Source organism: Streptomyces sp. NPDC048462, from assembly GCF_043200175.1.
Classification (GTDB): Bacteria; Actinomycetota; Actinomycetes; order Streptomycetales; family Streptomycetaceae; genus Streptomyces.
This window is the reverse complement of sequence record NZ_JBICXG010000003.1, coordinates 478,731-496,516: the sequence shown is the minus strand read 5'-3', so window position 1 is coordinate 496,516 and position 17,786 is coordinate 478,731. Positions and strand designations below refer to the sequence as shown.

The following is a 17,786-nucleotide window of genomic DNA, read 5'->3' as shown; positions in this document are numbered from 1 at the left end:
TGCGGGTTCGACGGTACGGGTCACGGCTGGCGGTCTCCCCTGCGGCGGCGCGCGGGGGCGGGGCGGCGCTCGCGCGGTCCGGCGAAGCCGTCCGGGCCCGCCTCGCTCGTCCCCGTATAGCGCAGCCGCCGTCCCGGCACCGCCTCCCCCTCCTCGCTGCGGGCCGCGGAGCGCACGACGAGCCCTTCGGTGACCGGGGGTGCCAGGACGGTGCTCACTCCGGCCAGCGGTGCCCGCACCAGTACCCCCAGCGAGGCCTTCAGCTCTCCGCCGAGCGCCGACCACACGTCCGACGCGGACGGTGCGTCGAGCCTGCCCCCAGCGGTGTCCAGGCTGACGGTCAGGCCGAGTTCGGCGAGTGTGCCGGTGAGCAGCCGGGCCGGCAGCGTGTCGGTCGCCACCAGGCAGGCGAGCACCTGGGAGAGCAGCCGGTGCTCGTCCTGCGGGCGGCTCGCCCACGCCGTGACCAGGTAGGTCAGCTCGAACCAGCGCGGCGGGGTGCGGCGTGCGACCAGGTGTCCTTCCGCGTCGTACACCTCTCCCGCGCCGCTTCCGCGCCGGGTGGCGTCCTCCCGGATGTCGTACAGGAAGACGCAGACCGTGGGGGCGTTGCGGCGGGCCGCCCAGTCCTTGGTGGGGGCGTCGAAGACCACCTCGACGCCCGATGCCTCCAGGCCGGACTCACCGAGCAGCCGGCGCACTGCCTCGTCGACTTCGTGGATCACCGGCGGGTCATCTCGCCGGGCGGCTGCCAGTTGCCGATGACCACCAGGAAGTCGGTCTTCACCGCCGAGAAGCCGGGGCCCCTGGCCGTGATGACGCGCGGTCCCGTCTCGTCCTTGGCGAGGATGAGCAGCTGGCCGATGAAGGTGCCGTCGGGTTTCGGGACGGTCGGCGCGGCCGCCGCTGTGATGCCGGGCTTCCAGGTGAACCGCACCGGCGCTCCCGGCGGGAAGTCCTTGCCGCGCACCGAGGTGACGAAGCCGGGCTTGCCGATCGGCGGGACCGCGACGATGCGCGGCTGGAGGATGCGCAGTGGCTGCCGGGCGGTGTTGTCGCTCTTGTCCGCGTCGGTGCCGGTGGTGGTGAGCAGGCCGGTGGCGCTGCCGGTCAGCGCCTTGTCGGGGCTCAGGACGACGCGGACGACGGTACTCGCGCCCGGCGCCAGGTCGGGCAGCGCGCACACCCAGGAGCTGTCGCAGCCCGCCGGGGGCCCGCTGTTCGGGATCGTCCGGGGCAGGCCGACCCTGAGCCGCAGCCCGGTCGCCAGTGCCTCGCGGCCGTTGCGCACGGTGTACGTCACCACGACCCGTCCGCCGACGTAACCGGGGTTGGGCTGCGCCGTGACGCGTACCCCGGGACCGGCCGCCGGCTCGGGCGGGGCCGGGGGCACGGTGGGCGGCGCTGTGGGCGGTGCGGTGGTGGGGGGCGGCTCGGTGGTGGGGGGCGCCCGGGTGGGTGTCGGCGGTTGCGGTGGCGTCGTCGGGGGCGGGGTGTCCTCGCGTACCGGGACCACGGTGCGGCCGGTGTTGTCGGTGGGCTGCGGATCGATTACGGAGCCGGTGACCGACCAGTCGAACGGTGCGTCGCCGGGGGTGACCCCGACGAGGGTGACGCGCACCGGGACCGTTTCGCCGGGGCGCACCACTCCGACGTCGCACTGGAGGGAGGCGGCGTCGCAGGTGCCCCCGGGCCAGGTCAGCCCGCTGATCCGGGCGCCGGGCGGCGGGGCGATGGTCAGCCGGGTGCCGGGGGACGCGGCGGGGCCGTTGTTCACCACGTCGACGGTGATCGTCCTGGAGCGGCCGACGGCCACCGCCGGGACGTTGCCGGGCGCGTGGACCGCGAGGTCCACGGACTGCTGCACGCTGGGTTCCTTCTGCCGTCCGGGCAGGCCGGTGGTCAGCGGGCTGAGGGCGCAGGTCGCGATGTCCAGGAGGTAGAGCTTCTCGGGGCTGTTGGCCGGGAGCGCCTCGCGGGAGCTGATGACCAGGCCCGTGCCGTCGGCCGTCCAGGCGGCGTCGCGCGGCTGGAAGGGGCCGGTGAGCGAGGTGTCGGGCAGCTCCTGGCGGCAGCCGTCGGGGAGGTTGTGGGCGGCCTCGGGCAGCAGCACCTGGCAGCCGCCGTCCGCCAGCGACGTCAGCAGGATGCCGTTGTGCTCGTCGGTCCGGCCGCCGCCGTTCTTGCGGTTGAAGGCGATGCTGAGTCCGTCCGGCGAGAACGCCGGGCTGTCGTCGATGACTTCGCAGTCCCCCGGACACGCCGTGGCGCTCAGGTCCCGCTGCGCGTTCAGGTCGTTGACCGGCACGGTCCAGATGTGCTTGTTGCCGCCGCCCCCGCCGATCACCTGGTTACGGGTGAAGGCCAGGGTGGTGCCGTCGGAGGACCAGGTGGGCTGGGCGTCACCGCCCTGCGGCTGCCCGGCCGGCGCGGTGATCCGGTCGCGGATCTCGCCGGTCGCGACGTCCGCGATCAGGATGCTGCTGGGCCCCGCCGCGTCGCCGACGCCGCCGGGCGAAGTCCGGGTGAAGGCGAGGTACTTGCCGTCCGGGGAGAACGTCGGGTCGGTGTCCCAGTCGTTCGGTCCGCGCCCGTCGAGCTTCATGTACGCCTTGTTGGAGCCGTCGGCGTCCACCATCCAGATCCGCTCGACACGGTTGCCGGCGTCGCCCTCGAAGCGGGTCACCACGATCCTGCGGCCGTCGGGCGTGTAGTTCTGCCGCTCGGTCCACGGGTCCCCGGTGGTGGGCCGGAAGAGCGGGTCGTGCGTCGGATCGGTGTCGGTGTCGGCGGCCGGGTCCTCGTTGAGGATGGTCACCCCCAGGTCGCGGGGGTCGGATCCGTCCGAACGGGCGTCCTGGAGCGTCACCTCGTGCGGACCGGCGGCCGAGACGCGCTCGACCACCACACCGCCGTCGTCGACCGTGCCGGTCCAGGTGGGCGATTCGACCTCGCGGTCCTCGCTGAGCTTCAGTACCGGTGTGCCGGCGGAGTGCGTGGTCACGCGGAACACATGGTCCCAGTCGCCCTCGCAGTCGCAGGTGCGGTCGGGGCTCAGGAACAGCACGTCGTTCCCGTCGGGCAGCCACGCTGCCCCGTGGGTACGCCAGTCGGCCTGTACGCCACCCAGCAGCGGCCCGTCGGTGCGCCCGTCGGTCACCCGCAGCCGGGGTCCCGGCGGCCCGGCCGAGGTGTAGGCGATCAGGTCGCGGTGCGCGGGGTCGTCGACCGGGTTCCAGGCCGGCTCGGTGGCCGCGCCGTTGACGGGGTCGGTGACCCGGGTCGCGGCGCCGCCCGTCAGGGGCCGCACGTAGATCTGCATGCCGGCCGCCGCGTCGTCGCCGCCGGAGTACGCCAGGCGCTGCCCGTTGGGGGAGACGGTCGGGCACTCCTCGTCCCAGGGTGTGTCGGTGAGCCGGGTGAGGCCGGTGCCGTCGGTGCGCACGATCCACAGATCGCGCTGCTTGCGGCCGTCCGGGCCACCGGGTTCGGCCGAGTCGAACACGACGGACCGGCCGTCGGGCGTCAGCTGGGGGTGCCCGGCGTACCGGCCGCTGGTCAGCTTGCGCACCGAACCGTCGGCGGTCCGCAGGTAGACCTGCGGCGCCTTCTCGTCGCGGCGGCTCGCGAAGACCAGTTGGTCCCCGAGGGCGGACGGCTGGAGGTCGAAGTGGGCGGGGCCCTCGCCGAACAGCGGTGCGCTGTGGGTGTCGCTCTCCACCTGGCCGAGGCTGCGGTGGTGGGTGCCGGCGTAGGCGATCCGGGTGGCGGCGGCGTCGGCCGCCTGCGCCCGGGGCTCGGCGCTGCCCTCCCCCGAGGCCGTTGTCACCGCGAGCAGGGGGATCAGGAGCAGCAACGACGCCCCGAGTCTTCCCGGGCGGAACCGCCCACCGGGGCCGGCGGTGCGCATCACGGTCCACCTCGCTGTCTGGTGCGGTTTCGGGCTGTACCCCGCCACCCTGCCGGGTCCGCGTACGGTGCGGCAGGGCGGCGGAGACGTACCCGGGGGAAACGTTCGGTGCGCTTTCGGGCAGTGCCGGCGTACCCGGCCGCCGTCAGATCAGCCCGTTGCGCAGTGCGTAGCCGACCGCGTGGGCGCGGTTGCGCAGTTGCAGCCGGGTGATGATCTCGTGCAGGACGTTCTTCACGGTCCGTTCGGAGTAGGCGGTCTTGCGGGCTATCTCCACGGTGTCCAGGCCTTCCGACACCAGGCGCAGCATGTCCGCCTCGCGCGTGGTCAGCGTGGAGAGCGACAGGCTCCGCGGGTCGAGCGCCGACCGCTGGAGGCTGCCCACGTGGGTGAGCAGCTTGCCGAGCAGGTCGCCGGGGAGCACGCCCTCGCCGTTGGCCATCGCCAGGACGAGGTGGAGCAGCTGGTCCTGGCCGGCGTCGGCACGCCGCAGCACCGCCGAGACGCCGCACTCTATGACGCGTTGCAGCGCGCCCGCGCCGAGGGTACCGACCACCAGGCCGGTGCGGGTGGCGGTGTTGTGCCGCAGCCGGTGCAACAGGGCCGCCACGTCGTCGTCGACGGTGTCGACGACGACCAGCGAGGCCTGGGCCTGCTCCGCATCGGCGTCGTCGAGCAGACTTATCTCGGGCCGCCGGCGTAACTGCTGGACGACACCGACGTGCAGGACCGGATCGGCGGCGTACACGGCGACGGTCACCTGGTCCGGGCGGTCGGTCTGGGAGGTCCGGTGCACGGCCGGTGCCTGGCTGGACAGACGGGGTGTGGTGACGGACACGGCCGGACGGTACTGCTCTGGGCAGGTCATGGGTGCAGTTCCTGTTTCATGAGTCCGTGGGCAGAGGGTTCGTGAGCAGAGGGTTCGTGAGGTGAGAGTTCGCGGACGGGGGGTTCGTGAACGGAGGGAGTGTGGAGGGTTCGTGAGCAGAGGGTCGTGGGCACGAGGACGTACGAGCGGGTGACCCGAGGGGCGGTCAACGGCCGTCGCGGGCGCGGGCGGCCGACGGCGGGACCGGACGGTCCGGTCAACAGCTCACCGAAATGGTGGAGTTGGTCTTGACTTCCCGGGCACCGCGACTGCCCGGGTCTTGCCCTTGCGCTCCTCGTGGCGGGCGCGGCGCGCTTCTACCGTGGCGGTGTGACGCCTTCCGCATCCCCCTCCGGCCCCAGCGCGCCCGGCCTCGACATCCCGGCGGTGACCGTTGCGCCGGGCAGCACCGCCACCACCAGCCTGACCGTCCACAACGACAGCGACATCGTCGAGGCGTACAGCCTGGAGGTCGTCGGGGACTGCGCTCCCTGGGCCACCGTGGAGCCCCCGCGGGTCTCCCTCTATCCCGGCACGTCCGAGACGGTGACGATCCGTCTGGACCCACCGCGTTCGCCGGACATCCGGCCCGGTGAGACACCGCTGGGCGTGCGCGTCCTGCCGGCCGAGCACCCGGAGTCGGTACGGGTGCCCGAAACCGTCGTGACCGTCGAGGAGTTCCACGAGCTGCACACCGAGCTGGCGCCGCGTCGCCGGCGCGGCTGGCTGCGCGGCCGCTACCGCCTCGCGGTGCGCAACCTCGGCAACACCCCGGCGCAGGTGGGCTTCGCCCCCGGTCAGGCGGGTGAGGAGCTGCGGTTCGCCTTCAGCCCGGCGAAGCCGAAGCTGGAGCCCGGCGAGTCGGCGGAGGTCCGGCTGCGGGTCCGCACCGGCAAGCCGGTGTGGTTCGGCTCCCCGGTGGTGTGGCCGTTCACCGTGGACGCCGCCGAGTCCGTAGAGCCCGCCGCCCAGGAGGAGGCACGGCGTGACGAGACCGTCGTCCGGCCGCCGCTGAACGCCGAGTTCGTCCAGATCCCGATCTTCCCGAAGTGGCTGCTCGCGGTGCTCGCCGCGCTGCTCGCGCTGCTCCTGGCCTGGTTCACGCTGGTGCGTCCCGCGGTGCGCAGCGCGGCGAAGGAGGCCGCCACGAAGGAGGTCCAGGCGCGCCCCAATCCGGGCGGGGCGCAGGACAGCCAGTCGCCGGGCACCGGTTCGGGCGGCGGCAAGGACGACCCGTCCGGCGGGGACAAGGGCGCGCAGCCCGGAGCGAGCCCCGGGACGACGCCGGGCACGGGCGGCGACGGCACCCCGGCGGGCGGCGGCCAGCAGAGTTCGGCCACCATCGACCTGAAGACGTCCGGCGGGAAGAGCGAGGCGGGTACGTACAAGGTGCCCGAGGACCACGTCTTCGGGATCACGGACATCGTCGTCGCCAACTTCCAGGGCGACGAAGGGGTGATCACGATCACGTTCGGCAAGCGGAAGATCACCACGATCGCGCTGGAGACCTTCCGCAACCAGGACTACCACTGGGTCACCCCTATCAAGATCACCGAGAACGAGACCGTGACCGTCAACGTGACCTGTGCGAAGCCGGGTACACCGGCCACCGGGCGTCGGGCGCAGGAGTGCCACGAAGTCCTGAACGTGAGTGGTGTGCTCAGCCCCGTCAAGCAATGAACCAGGCCTTCCGGGACAATATCGACCAGCGCGGGGCCGTCCGAAACGGGAGATTTATCGTTTCGTCTGAAAATCGACACCGCACTCGACCGAGGACCGCGGGCCGACGGAGAGGCAGGGGCGGGGCGGCGGGGCGGCGCATCCAGCGGTGATCCGCCACCGCTCCCCGCACCACGGCCGATGATCCGGCCCAGCCCGTCGATGGTGGCACCCACGTCTCCCGCAGCACGAACGACCTGCGCGGATCGCAAAGTGGCCGACTTTCGCCGTGACAGCGCGCGTGTCCCGGGCAGGAGTTCGGGCCCCCGGACGCAAGCGCTTCGACACGACACCCTTTCCGCCTCTGTCACTAAGTGACACACTGTCTCTCGAAGACAGCGCGAGAGTGCGACGCGGGAGGGTGATGCGGTGCCATGCCGACGAAGACGCGCGGCACGGGAGGGATGAGCGAGCGGCGTCGGCTGCGGCTGCGCCTGGAGATCTCACGGGAGGCGGCACGCCTGTTCTGGGAACAGGGAGTGGCCGCGACGAGCGGCGACCAGATCGCCCAGGCGGTCGGCCTCTCCACCCGCACCCTCTGGCGGCACTTCCGGAGCAAGGAGAGCTGCGCCGAGCCGATCGTCGCGCAGGGCGTCGTCACCCTGCTGAGCGTGCTGCGCGACTGGCCCCGGGAGAGATCACTCGAAGACCATCTGGCCGCGGAACTGACCCGGCTCCGTCACGGGACGCCGCCCGTCGACATCGCGGACGAGACGCTCGCGATGAAGATGATCCGGCTCGCCGACACCGAACCGGCGCTCCGCACCGCCTGGCTGATGGCCTGTGACCAGACGGAACGGGAGATGTGCGTGATCATCGGCGACCGCCTCGGGCGCCCCGCCGGTGATCCGGAGGTGCGGCTGTACGCCGCTTCGGCCGCCGCGGTCCTGCGGGTGCTGGACGAGGAGATCGGCGCCGCCGTCCTCGCCGGAGCCGGCCTCACCGAGTACGAGGACGTGACGGCCGTTTCGCTGCGCTACGCCCACGCGATCCGCACGGCCACCGGCGGAGCCGTCGGCGGCCCGGTCACCTGAGGGCGCGCGACCGGACACCCGGGCCGGCGGACGCCCCCGTCAACACGACGAACGACGAGGAAGGCAGAGGAAGAGAAATGGCCCAGTCACTGCCCCAGAACCTTTACCTGCTCTGCTACACCGTGGACGCCGAGAAGTTCGAGCTCACCAATCTCCAGGGGCGCGGCCAGCTGCTGCGCGCCGGAGCGCTGACCGGGCTGACCGTCGGCGGGCTGGTCCGCGCCGAGGGAGGCAAGGCCGTCCGGCGCGCCGCCAAGCCGCCGGGCGACCCCTTCCTCGCCGACGTCTGGCACGACCTGCCCACGGAGAAGCCCAAGCGCTGGCTCCAGTTCGTCCACAACAAGGCCCACACCGCCGAGAAGCCGGTCCGGGAGCAGCTCGCCGGGGCGGGCGCGATCACGGTCCACCGCGAGAAGCGGCTCGGCCTGGTCTCGGTCGACCGGGTCCAGGTAAACGACCCGCAACAGGTGCGCGCCCTGCAGGATCGGGTTCGCGACGCCGTACTCCTCGGCGATGATCCGGCGTCGGTCCCGGTGGACGAGCTGACCATGGCCGTGTTCGCGGCCGAGGCCGAGGTGTCCAGCGTGTTCACCGGCAAGGAGCGCCGCGAACACAAGGCGGCGCTGAAGAAGCTCGCCGCGCATTACGACGGGCTCGTTCCAGGGCTGCGCGCGGCGCTGCGCGACTCGTACCTGTCGAGCAGGGCGGTCGGCGGCGGCTGGGGAAGCTGAACACCGGGGCCGGACCGCGCCGAGCGGGGCGGGGACGGGCGGGTGCGGTCCGCCGGCTGCAGGCACCGGCGGACCGCCGGTCCCGCTCCGGCTCACGAGTGGAGGTTGTCGAGCCGGCACGGGACCTGCGCACCGGACCACGGGGCCACCGAAGGAGTTCCGGCTCCTCGGCCCGGGGTCCGGGTCCGACCTGGTCGGCTCCGGAACGCGGTCCTGTGCGGTGGCTTCGTCCCCGTTGACGGGTCCGGCGCACGTATGTGGGGCGATGCCCGCCCGGGGCCCTGCCGGGTGGTTTCCGGCCCGGCCCCGAGCGGCCGAGGCGGACCTCTCGCCGTGAGCCCCGCTCCGACAGTCATTCGGAGACGGGGCGCCTGCGGATTGGAGCCGGAGCGGATTCGGTACCGGTATCACCTGTCCGGGTGAAGCGCCGCCCGCGGCCGCCCGCGCCGGCACGGGCCCGGCTGCCCGCGCTCCCCGGCCCGTGCCGCCGTGCCCGCCTATGCGGGACCGTGGCTGCCGGTGAGGGTGGCGTACACGACGACGTTGTCGGCGTAGTGGCTGTCGTCCTTGGAGTAGTCGCCGCCACAGGTGATCAGGCGGAGCCCGGCGTGGTCGAGGTTGCGGTAGACCTCGACGGTGGGGAACCGGTCCTTGGGGTAGACGGCGGTCCGGTCGACGGTGAAGTCGGCGGTCCGCCCGTCCGCGCGCCGGACGCTGATCCGGTCACCGGGACGGAGCTTGCCGAGCCCGAAGAACACCCCGGGCGCGCCGTTCCAGGTGACATGACCCGCTATCACGGCGGGGCCCACGGCTCCGGGCGTGGCCCCGGGGCGGTACCAGCCCGCCTTGTCCGGGTCCCGCGGGGTCTCCATGGCGCGGTCCTTGCCGAGCCCGAGCTCCTCCAGGGTGGAGGTCACCTTGAGCGAGGGAATCGTGATGCCGACGGGCCGGGACGCGGGCAGCGCCGCGGTGTGCGGCTTCCCGGACGGTGCGGCGGTGTCCGGTTTCCCCGACGGCGTCGCGGGCTTCGCCCCCTGTCGCACCGGGGGCTGTCCGGTGGCGGCCGGACTCCCCCTGTCCGCGGCGGGGGGCGGAGCGGGCTGCTGCCGGCTCGTTCCCAGAGCCAGCAGCAGCCCACCGGTCAGGAGCAGGGCGGCGGTGAGGGCGATGAGCGTGACATTGCGCCGCCGGGCCCTCGTGCGGTGCGCGCCTTCGTCGGGTATCTCGTTCATCGCTTCACCTGTCCCTGCGTCCGGCTGTTACGGGCATCCGACGGCGCGTCCGTCGGTGTGGCGCGCCTCAGCCGTCGTGCCGGGCGTCCGCCGTGCGCGTCCGGCGCCGTACGACGAACAGCCCGCCCGCCGCGAGGAGCGCCGCGCCGCCCGCCGCGAACAGACCGGGCGACTCCACACCCGCGGTGCTCCCGCTGCCCGTCTCGACGCCGCCCACGGGCATGGAGCCGACCGCGGCACCCTTGACCATGCCGCAGCTCGCCGGAGCCGTGGCCTCCTGCGGCAGCTTCGGGTCGAGTTCGCTCTTGCCCTTGCCGAAGTCGTACTTGGCGTTGCCGTTCGGGTCGATGCCGTGCTGGACGACGTGGAGATCCTTGATGTGCTCGGCCACGGCGTGCGAGACGGGAATGGTCCGGGAGTAGCTCAGCTTCCCGTCCTTGTCCGCGACGGGCATCCGGTCGACGGCGAGGCCGCTGTTCTTGGACGTGTCGCCCTTGGTGGTCAAGGAGATGTTGATGTCCCCGTACACCGGCAGCCCCTCGGCCGTGCTGACGATGCCGTCACCGTCCTTGTCGGCGCTCATGTCCGGGCAGCGGAAGTCATGGCCGTCGGTCGAGCCGTGGATGTGCTGCGCGTGCGGCTGGCCGGGGACCAGGCCCTCGGCCTCGATCTTCACCGTGAGCTTGTCGCCCTCCACGCTCACCAGGGCCGTGCCACTGGCGCCGGAGCTGTTCAACTGGTTCAGGTCGATCTGGTACGTGTCGCCGTCGGCGGCTTTCGCCGCGCTGCCGGCGACATGGCCGTCGTGCGCCATGGCGGGCACGGCCGCGCAGAGCGTGAGCGCGGCGGGCACAGCCAGCAGAGCGGTGAGACGGGTTGAACGGCGGGCATTCACGAAGACGCATCCCCTTCCGGCGGTCCGGTCACAGAACCGGAACCGCGTTCGGTCGCTGATGTCGTCTATTCGGCGCCGTCGGCGCGATGGATTGGTCTGAGCACGACATCTCTCGTATGGGAGCCGCGAACGGGGGCACATGGGGTTCACCACTCGAGAACAGGAGTTCCACCGATGCTCGGAATAGTCGCAGCCGTCCTCTTCTTCATCGCCTTCCTGATCAATGCCGCTGACATCGCGACCAACGACGTCTTCTCGTCCGTGAACGTGATGCTGCTCGGCCTGACGGCCCTGGCGTTGCACGTGGGCGGGATCGGCACCGGATGGGGGGCCGGCAGGTCGCGCAGGCGCTGATCCGCGGCCCGTGGGCAGCACCACGCCCCACCGCCCGGCCTCCGTCCGCGTCAGAGCAGCGATACCCACCACCACAGGCCCGCCCCCGTCCGGAACGTCACCCGGGGGCGGGCTTCTGACGTGGGGTGGCGTAGACGACCACGTTCTCCCGGTACTCGCGCGCGCCCGGGTCCCAGCCGGTGCAGGTCAGCAGGCGCAGGCTCGGGCCGGGAGTGGGGCCGTAGACGGTGGAGTCGGGGAACTCGTCCTTGGGGTAGACGGCCACCGCGTCGATCGTGAAGTGCGCGGTGGTCCCGTCACGGCGTGCGACGGACACGGCCATACCGGGCTTGACGGCGCCCAGGCTGTAGAACGCCGCGGGGCCGGAGGTGGTGTCGACGTGTCCCGCGAGCACGGCGGTGCCGCGCTCGCCCGGCGTGGCGGAGGAACCGACCCAGCTCGCCCGGTCCCTGCCCCGGGGCAGCGGCAGTTGCCCGTCGCCGTCGAGTTCCTCCGGTACGAGGGTGGCGTTCAGCCCCACGGCGGGGATCCGGACCGCGGTCGGTACCGATCTGGGCATGCCGTCCTGTGGCGCCGTCGCACGGCCGGCCGGGGGCGGCGGCGACACACTCACCACGGTGCGCGGCCGGGGCGGTGGCCCGGCCTGCTGGTGGACGGCCACGCCCACGGCCAGCGCGCCGGCGAGTACGCACAGGGCGGCCGCAGCGGTCCAGATGCTGCGGCCGCCCGTCCCGGGGGCCGGGGTCTCTCGCATCACCGACGCCCCGGTGCCACGGTGCTCATGCCTGACCGCTGGCCTTGCGACGACGGATCACGAGGAAGCCGGCTCCGCCGACCGCGATGGCGGCCGCACCCGCCGACATCAGGCCGGTGTGCTGCAGACCCTGGGTGCTGCCCGCGCCGGCGGCGACGCCACCGGACATCTGAGCGCGCATCACACCGCACAGCGCGGGCGCGGTGGCGACCTGCGGGAGCTTGGGGTCGAGCTCACTGGCGCCGAGTACGTCTGTGAACTTGCCGCTGCCGTCGTAGTCGATGCCGTGGACGACGATGGCCGAGTTGTTCGCACGGATGCTCTTGACCACGTCGTCGGTGACCATCTGGGTGCGCTCGTAGTGGAACGAGGACCCCATCGGGAAGCGGTCGACGGCCAGCGCGCTGGCCGGTGTGTTGTCGCCGCTGGTGGTGAGGGACGTACCGATCATGCCGTACGCCTTCATGCCGTCCGACGTGCTCATCGACTTCTTGCCGTTGTGCACACCGGCGTCCGCCGCCGTGGGACAGCGGCCCTGCCCGTCGATGTGGATGTGCTGCGCGTGCGGAACGCCCGCGAGGAGCCCCTTGGCGTCGACCGTCACCGTGGCCTTGTTGCCTTCGAGGCGGATCCTGGCGGTGCCGGAGCCGGTGACGTTGTTCGTGGGCACCGGGTTCAACGTCGTCGTGAAGACGTCGCTTCCCGCGTGGCCGGACCCCGTGTCACCGGCCGAGGCCGGCGGGGCGATCGCCAGGGTGGAGCCGGCCATGGTCAGGGCGGCCAGCAGCGACGCGGCTATCTTCTTCAAGGTCTCTCCTTCGGTCCCGCCGGTACGGGATCCCGCACCGGCGGCAGCACCTTCAGCCGGCCAGCTGCACGGCAAAAATGCTCACGTAAAGTACACGAATATGCACCTGTCGTGACGTTAGAGCCGGTGAAGGTTCGCCGCGCGCCGGAGCGGGCATTCGAGCCGTTCCGGCAGGTCCGGAGAGTGACCGGCGGGCGTGCGACGGCAGTGGCGCGCCCGCCGAACGTGCTGTGCGGGCTCAGCGGCCGAGGCCGGCCCCGGGGCGCGACGGCTCCGTGCCCGACCGGGCGACGACGGAGGCCGCCACCCGCGACGCGAACGTCAGCATCTCGGCGGCCCTCTCGCGCGACAGCCGCACCGCGCCGCCGTCGCGGAACGCCCCGGCATCGCTCAGCCAGTTGAGCGTCCCGGCCATGAACGCGTCCCCGGCGCCTATCGTGTTGACCACCTCGACCGGCACCGCGGGCACCGACACCCGTCCGGACTCCCGGCCGAAGGCGGTACTGCCCGCCGGGCCCCGGGTGAGGACCACCAGCCGGTTCTCCGCGGCAAGCCGCTCACAGGTGTCCTCCGGGGACACCCCCGGCCAGAGCGCGGTCACGTCCTCGTCGCTGACCTTGAGGATCCCGGCCAGTGCGCACAGCTCCCGCAGCCGCCGTACGGCGGAGCCGCTGTCCAGGGTGCGGTCCCCGCGCACGTTCGGGTCGACCACCAGCACGCGGTGCCCGGCCGCGGCGCGCGCGGTCGCGGCCACGGCCTCGGCGGCGGGCGCGACGACCGCGGCGAGTCCGCCCGCGTACACGGCGCCGAAGCGGCCCACGTCGGCCGTGCGCTCCGGCAGCCGGAAGGTGGCGGTGTCCTGCAGGTGGAAGTGGTAGCCGGTGCCGTCGGGGCCCGGGTCGGCGACCGCGAGTGCGGTGGGCAGCTCCGAACGGGCGCACAGGTCCAGCCGCGTTCCTGCGGAGACCAGCCGCTCCTCGATCAGTCGGGCGAACCCGTCGCCGCCGAGCCCTCCCGCGAACCAGCTGGGCGTGCCCAGCCGGGCCAGCCCGGCGGCGACGTTGGCGGGTGCGCCGCCGGGCTGCGCCCGGTGGGTCCCCGGATCGTCCGGGGACGGCACCAGGTCGATGAGCGCCTCGCCCATCACCAGGACGGCATCGGGGCCACCGGTCACGGCTCGACCACGATCTTGCGGCCCTGGCCGGCCTTGAACCGCTCCAGGGCTGCCGGGTACTGCTCCAGCGGCAGCCGGTCGCTGATGAAGACCGCGGGGTCGATGACTCCCCCGGCGAACAGCGCGGCGGCCCGCTCGTAGCTGTGCAGCACGGCCATCGAGCCGGTGATCGTGATCTCCTGGTTGTAGATCCGGTAGGGCTCGATGACGGCGGTCGTCGCGTAGTCCGCGACGCCGAACTGCAGGAACGTGCCGCCCTTGGCGACCCGGCCGAGGCCGTCCTGGATGGCGCCCGCGTTACCGGTGGCATCGACGACGACGTCCCAGCCCCGTACCGTCTCCAGCTCGTCCGCCGAGGCGGCCGAGCGCGAGACACCGAGCTTGACGGCGGTGGTCAGCCGGTCCGGGTTGACGTCCAGGATGTCGACGGACGCGGCGCCGGTGCGCTTGGCCAGCTCCAGCATCATCAGCCCCATGGTGCCGGAACCGTAGATGAGCACCTTGGCGCCCAGCGTGGAGCTGAGCACGTCGTAGCCGCGCACGGCGCAGGAGAGCGGCTCGATCAGCGCCGCGGTGCGCACGTCGACGTGGTCGGGGAGCTTGACGCAGTTCGCCACCGGGGCGACGGCGAACTCGGCGGCCCCGCCGGGCTTGCTGACCCCGATCGCGTTCCAGTTGTCGCAGAGGTTCCCGCGTCCGCTGCGGCAGTAGTGGCACTCGTGGCAGTGCAACGACGGATCGACGGCGACCTTGTCCCCGATAACCAGCTCGGTCACCTCCGAGCCGGTCTCCACGATCTCACCGGCGAACTCGTGCCCCGGAATGATGGGCAGCGCGGGTGCGAACTCGCCCTGGAGGATGTGCAGATCGGTGCCGCAGAGTCCGCAGGCCTTGACCGCGACGACCACGTCCCGGGGGCCGGGGGTGGGGTCGGGGACGGTCTCGACCGACACCTTGCCGACGGATTCGATGATCGCAGCCCTCATTTGACAGCTCCAAGAGAAAGGCCCTGGACGAGTTTGTCCTGGGCGGCGAAGCCGGCGGCGAGCACCGGCAGGGACACGACGACGGACGCGGCGCACAGCTGGGCGAGGAAGAGCCCCTGGCTGGTGACGACGCTCGTCAGGAAGACGGGGGCGGTCTGGGCCGTCACCCCGGTGAGCACCCGGGCGAAGAGCAGCTCGTTCCAGCTGAAGATGAAGCAGATGAGCGAGGTGGCCGCGATCCCGGGTGCGGCGACCGGCGCCACCACCCTGGCCAGCACGGTGGGCAGCCGGGCCCCGTCGACCTGGGCGGCCTCGATGATGGACACCGGCACATCGGCCAGGAACGACTGCATCATCCAGACCGCGATCGGCAGGTTCATCGACGTGTAGAGGATGACGAGGAACCAGATGTTGTCCAGCATTCCGGTGTTCTTGGCGAACAGGTACACCGGCAGCAGCCCCGCCACGACCGGCAGCATCTTCGTGGACAGGAAGAAGAACATCACGTCCGTCCACTTCTCCACTCGCTTGATGGAGAGCGCGTACGCGGCGGGGAGCGCGAGTACGAGCACGAAGAGCGTGGAGAAGACCGACGCGGTCACGGAGTTGATCAGCGGCGGCCAGGGGCTCGCGCCTCCGCCGGCGCCGAAGAACACCCGGTAGCCGTCGAGGGTGAGGGGTGCGCCGAGCGACGGGGGGTTGGTCGCGGCGTCGGCCTCCGAGTGGAAGGAGGTGAGCAGCATCCAGAGTGCGGGGGCGCAGAAGGCGATGCCGACGATCCAGGCGACCAGCCCGAGGACGGTGGAGCGTCGCCTGCCCCTGCGCAGGGCCCGTGCGTGGTCGGCGCGGACGGTGGGGGCGGCTTGCGGAGCGGTCAGGGTACTCATGCGCGGTTCGCCTCCTCACTGAAGAGGGACGAGACCACGCGCAGGGCGAGGGTCGCGACGACGATGGTGCCGATCACCACGACCACGCCTGCGGCGGACGCCAGTCCGTATTCGTGAGCCTGGTAGAAGGTCTGGTAGATCGTGTACGGGAGGTTCGCGGTGCCGAGTCCGCCGGCGGTGATGGTGAACACGGCGTCGAAGTTCTGCACGATGTAGATGGAGCCGAGCAGTACGCCCAGTTCCAGGTACCGGCGCAGGTGCGGCAGTGTCAGGTAGCAGAACATCTGCCAGGCGTTCGCGCCGTCCAGCCGTGCGGCCTCCATCTGCTCGGCGGACCGGCTCTGCAGTCCGGCGAGCAGGATGAGCATCATGAACGGGGTCCACTGCCAGATGAGCGCGGTCGCGACCGCGGCCAGCGGCATGTCGGAGATCCAGTCGGGCTGAGCGGGGCTGTCGACGCCGAACAGTCCGGTGAACCAGGCCCAGCCCCCGTTCAGCAGGCCGTACTCGGGGTTGTACAGCAGGTGCTTCCACATCAGCGCCGCCGAGACGGGCACCAGGAGGAACGGGGTGATCAGCAGGGTTCGGACGAATCCCCGGCCGATGAACGCGCGGTCGAGCAGCAGGGCGAGGAGGAGCCCGAGCACGACGCTCACGATCACGACTCCCGCCGTGAGCCAGACCGTGGTGAACACCGAGTCGCGCAGGCTCGGATCGCTGAACACCTGGCCGTAGTTGGCGAACGCGTTGAAGCTGCGCGAGTCGGGCGAGAGCGAGTTCCAGTCGAAGAACGAGATCACGACCGTTGCAACGAAGGGCAGCTGGGTCACGGCGATCAGGAAGATCAGGGCGGGCAGCAGTGGGGCGCGGGTGGCCCAGACCCGGGCCCGGCCGGGGCCCTTTCCGGCCTTGCGGGGTGCGGTTGCGTCACCGGGTGCTCCGGCGGGCGAGACTTCCGGGGTGGATACGGAGGTACTCACTTCTGCTCCTTGCCGACCTTTTCGGCGAGTGCCTGCGAGGCCTTCAGGGCGTCGGACACCGACTGGCGGCCGGCGATCGCGGAGCTGATCTCCTGCGAGACCTTGGTGCCCAGGTCGGTGAACTCCGGGATGTCGACGAACTGGATACCCACGGTCGGCCGGGGCTGGGTTCCGGGGTCACGCGGGTTCGCGCCGGCGATGGCCTGCTGGGTGACGCTCGCGAACGCGGAGGCGTCCTTCAGGTAGTCCTTGTTGGAGTACGTCGAGGCGCGCTTGCCCGCGGGCACGTCGGGCCAGCCGACCTTCTCGCCGACGAGGTTCTCGTAGTCCTTGCCGGAGGCCCAGGAGATGAACTTCCAGGCACTGTCGGTCTTCTTGGAGGCCTTCTGCATGCCCCAGGCCCAGGTGTAGAGCCAGCCCGAGGTGTCGGTCTTCTCGACGGGCGCGGCGACGTATCCGACCTTGCCCTTGACCGGGGAGCCGGCGGCCTCCAGCGATCCGGCGCCTGCGGTGGCGTCGTACCACATGGCCGTCTTGCCCTGCGTCATGTTGTTGAGGCACTCGGCGTAGCCGGACTGGGGAGCGCCCGCTTCGCCGTGCTTCTTCACCAGGTCGACGTAGAACTGGACGGCCTTCTTGAACTCGGGAGAGTCGAGCCTGGCGTTCCAGTCCTTGTCGAACCAGGTGCCGCCCATGGTGTTGACGACGGTGGTCAGCGGTGCGATGACCTCGCCCCAGCCGGGCAGGCCGCGCAGGCAGATGCCCTTCATGCCGCTCCTGGCGCCGTCCGCCTTGGCCGCCAGGTCGGCGACCTGCTGCCAGGTGGGCTTGGCCGGCATCTTCAGGTTCTTCTCGGCGAAGACGTCCTTGCGGTACATGAGGAAGGAGGACTCGCCGTAGAACGGCTCGGCGTAGAGCTTGCCGTCCTGCGCGGTAAGGGATTCCTGGAGCGGCTTCAGGATGTCCTTCTGGTCGAAGGCCTTGTCCTTGGCCGTGTAGTCGTCGAGCGGGTGCAGCCAGCCGTTCTTCGCGTAGAACGGCACCTCGAAGTTGCTGATGGTGGCGACGTCGTACTGGCCCGCCTGGTTGGAGAAGTCCTGGGTGATCTTGTCGCGTACGTCGTTCTCCGGCAGCACCGTGAAGTGCACCTCGATGCCGGTCTCCTTGGTGAAGTTGGCCGCGGTGAGCTTCTGCAGCTGCACCATCTGAGGGTTGTTCACCATGAGTACGTTGATCGAGTCGTTGTCGCCGGACGAGCTGCCGCCGCCCGCGCCGCTGCACCCGGCGAGCAGGGCCGTGAGGGCGGCGCCGGTGCCCAGTCGCACACTCAGCCTGCTTCGGCGTTGCTGAAGGTGGAGCATGTGGTTCTCCTGATCACTCGTCATCGAGGGACTGCTTGCGTTTTGTACTGGCCATGTCAGGCCGCCCGGCCGGCGGAGGCGGTGCGCGACCGT

General features: G+C 71.6%; 16 protein-coding genes. 4 read left to right on the top strand and 12 right to left on the bottom strand.

Translation table 11 applies throughout. The annotated features are described in order from the left end of the window. Nucleotides 1–20 precede the first annotated feature (20 nt). The 3 genes from ACGFU6_RS08185 to ACGFU6_RS08175 all read right to left on the bottom strand — a co-directional run bounded on the left by ACGFU6_RS08185 (nucleotide 21) and on the right by ACGFU6_RS08175 (nucleotide 4,748). Nucleotides 21–725: a DUF4255 domain-containing protein gene (locus ACGFU6_RS08185; RefSeq protein ID WP_393608948.1), complete on the bottom strand. Its 705-nt coding sequence runs from the start codon at nucleotides 723–725 to the stop codon at nucleotides 21–23. Further along, nucleotides 722–3,910, bottom strand: coding sequence for a hypothetical protein (locus ACGFU6_RS08180; RefSeq protein ID WP_393608946.1), 3,189 nt, complete (start codon nucleotides 3,908–3,910; stop codon nucleotides 722–724). Before ACGFU6_RS08180 ends, ACGFU6_RS08185 begins: the two co-directional genes overlap by 4 nt. Before the next feature lie 145 nt (nucleotides 3,911–4,055). Beyond that, complete coding sequence (locus tag ACGFU6_RS08175) at nucleotides 4,056–4,748, bottom strand: LuxR C-terminal-related transcriptional regulator (RefSeq protein ID WP_393608944.1); 693 nt, start codon at nucleotides 4,746–4,748, stop codon at nucleotides 4,056–4,058. 360 nt (nucleotides 4,749–5,108) lie between these two features. On the opposite strand from ACGFU6_RS08175, the gene ACGFU6_RS08170 reads away from it, so the two are divergent. From ACGFU6_RS08170 to ACGFU6_RS08160, 3 genes are all read left to right on the top strand, one after another. Continuing rightward, on the top strand, nucleotides 5,109–6,458 hold the full coding sequence (locus ACGFU6_RS08170; protein WP_393608942.1) for a hydrolytic protein: 1,350 nt from the start codon (nucleotides 5,109–5,111) through the stop codon (nucleotides 6,456–6,458). A gap of 443 nt (nucleotides 6,459–6,901) precedes the next feature. Next, nucleotides 6,902–7,531, top strand: a complete 630-nt coding sequence (locus tag ACGFU6_RS08165; protein ID WP_393608941.1) for a TetR/AcrR family transcriptional regulator — start codon at nucleotides 6,902–6,904, stop codon at nucleotides 7,529–7,531. Nucleotides 7,532–7,608: 77 nt separating this feature from the next. Then, entirely contained in the window at nucleotides 7,609–8,262 is a 654-nt protein-coding gene (locus ACGFU6_RS08160) for a GPP34 family phosphoprotein (protein ID WP_393608940.1), read from the top strand. Nucleotides 8,263–8,759: 497 nt separating this feature from the next. Here the strand turns inward: ACGFU6_RS08160 and ACGFU6_RS08155 are convergent, their stop codons facing one another. Further along, nucleotides 8,760–9,494 (bottom strand): class F sortase, encoded by a 735-nt coding sequence (locus ACGFU6_RS08155; protein WP_393608938.1) that lies wholly within the window; start codon nucleotides 9,492–9,494, stop codon nucleotides 8,760–8,762. Nucleotides 9,495–9,561: 67 nt separating this feature from the next. Beyond that, complete coding sequence (locus ACGFU6_RS08150; protein WP_393608936.1) at nucleotides 9,562–10,389, bottom strand: LPXTG cell wall anchor domain-containing protein; 828 nt, start codon at nucleotides 10,387–10,389, stop codon at nucleotides 9,562–9,564. Between the two features lie 174 nt (nucleotides 10,390–10,563). Here ACGFU6_RS08150 and ACGFU6_RS08145 point away from each other — a divergent pair, with 174 nt between their 5' ends. Beyond that, entirely contained in the window at nucleotides 10,564–10,743 is a 180-nt protein-coding gene (locus ACGFU6_RS08145) for a hypothetical protein (RefSeq protein ID WP_393608935.1), read from the top strand. Nucleotides 10,744–10,840: 97 nt separating this feature from the next. On the opposite strand, the gene ACGFU6_RS08140 is transcribed toward ACGFU6_RS08145, so the two are convergent. The 7 genes from ACGFU6_RS08140 to ACGFU6_RS08110 form a co-directional block, all read right to left on the bottom strand. Next, nucleotides 10,841–11,497 carry a sortase domain-bontaining protein gene (locus ACGFU6_RS08140; protein WP_393608934.1) on the bottom strand — a complete coding sequence of 219 codons (657 nt, stop codon included), beginning with the start codon at nucleotides 11,495–11,497 and terminating at the stop codon, nucleotides 10,841–10,843. A gap of 25 nt (nucleotides 11,498–11,522) precedes the next feature. Next, nucleotides 11,523–12,305 carry a hypothetical protein gene (locus ACGFU6_RS08135; RefSeq protein ID WP_393608933.1) on the bottom strand — a complete coding sequence of 261 codons (783 nt, stop codon included), beginning with the start codon at nucleotides 12,303–12,305 and terminating at the stop codon, nucleotides 11,523–11,525. A 238-nt stretch (nucleotides 12,306–12,543) separates the two neighbouring features. After that, nucleotides 12,544–13,479 carry a PfkB family carbohydrate kinase gene (locus tag ACGFU6_RS08130; protein WP_393608931.1) on the bottom strand — a complete coding sequence of 312 codons (936 nt, stop codon included), beginning with the start codon at nucleotides 13,477–13,479 and terminating at the stop codon, nucleotides 12,544–12,546. Further along, a complete protein-coding gene (locus tag ACGFU6_RS08125) occupies nucleotides 13,476–14,465 on the bottom strand; it encodes a zinc-dependent alcohol dehydrogenase family protein (protein WP_393608930.1) in 990 nt (329 codons plus the stop codon). Before ACGFU6_RS08125 ends, ACGFU6_RS08130 begins: the two co-directional genes overlap by 4 nt. Next, nucleotides 14,462–15,352 carry a carbohydrate ABC transporter permease gene (locus ACGFU6_RS08120; RefSeq protein ID WP_393608928.1) on the bottom strand — a complete coding sequence of 297 codons (891 nt, stop codon included), beginning with the start codon at nucleotides 15,350–15,352 and terminating at the stop codon, nucleotides 14,462–14,464. The genes ACGFU6_RS08125 and ACGFU6_RS08120 overlap by 4 nt, the downstream gene beginning before the upstream one ends. After that, entirely contained in the window at nucleotides 15,349–16,332 is a 984-nt protein-coding gene (locus ACGFU6_RS08115; protein ID WP_393608926.1) for a carbohydrate ABC transporter permease, read from the bottom strand. The genes ACGFU6_RS08120 and ACGFU6_RS08115 overlap by 4 nt, the downstream gene beginning before the upstream one ends. Next, complete coding sequence (locus tag ACGFU6_RS08110) at nucleotides 16,329–17,693, bottom strand: ABC transporter substrate-binding protein (protein ID WP_393609075.1); 1,365 nt, start codon at nucleotides 17,691–17,693, stop codon at nucleotides 16,329–16,331. The genes ACGFU6_RS08115 and ACGFU6_RS08110 overlap by 4 nt, the downstream gene beginning before the upstream one ends. Nucleotides 17,694–17,786: the final 93 nt, after the last annotated feature.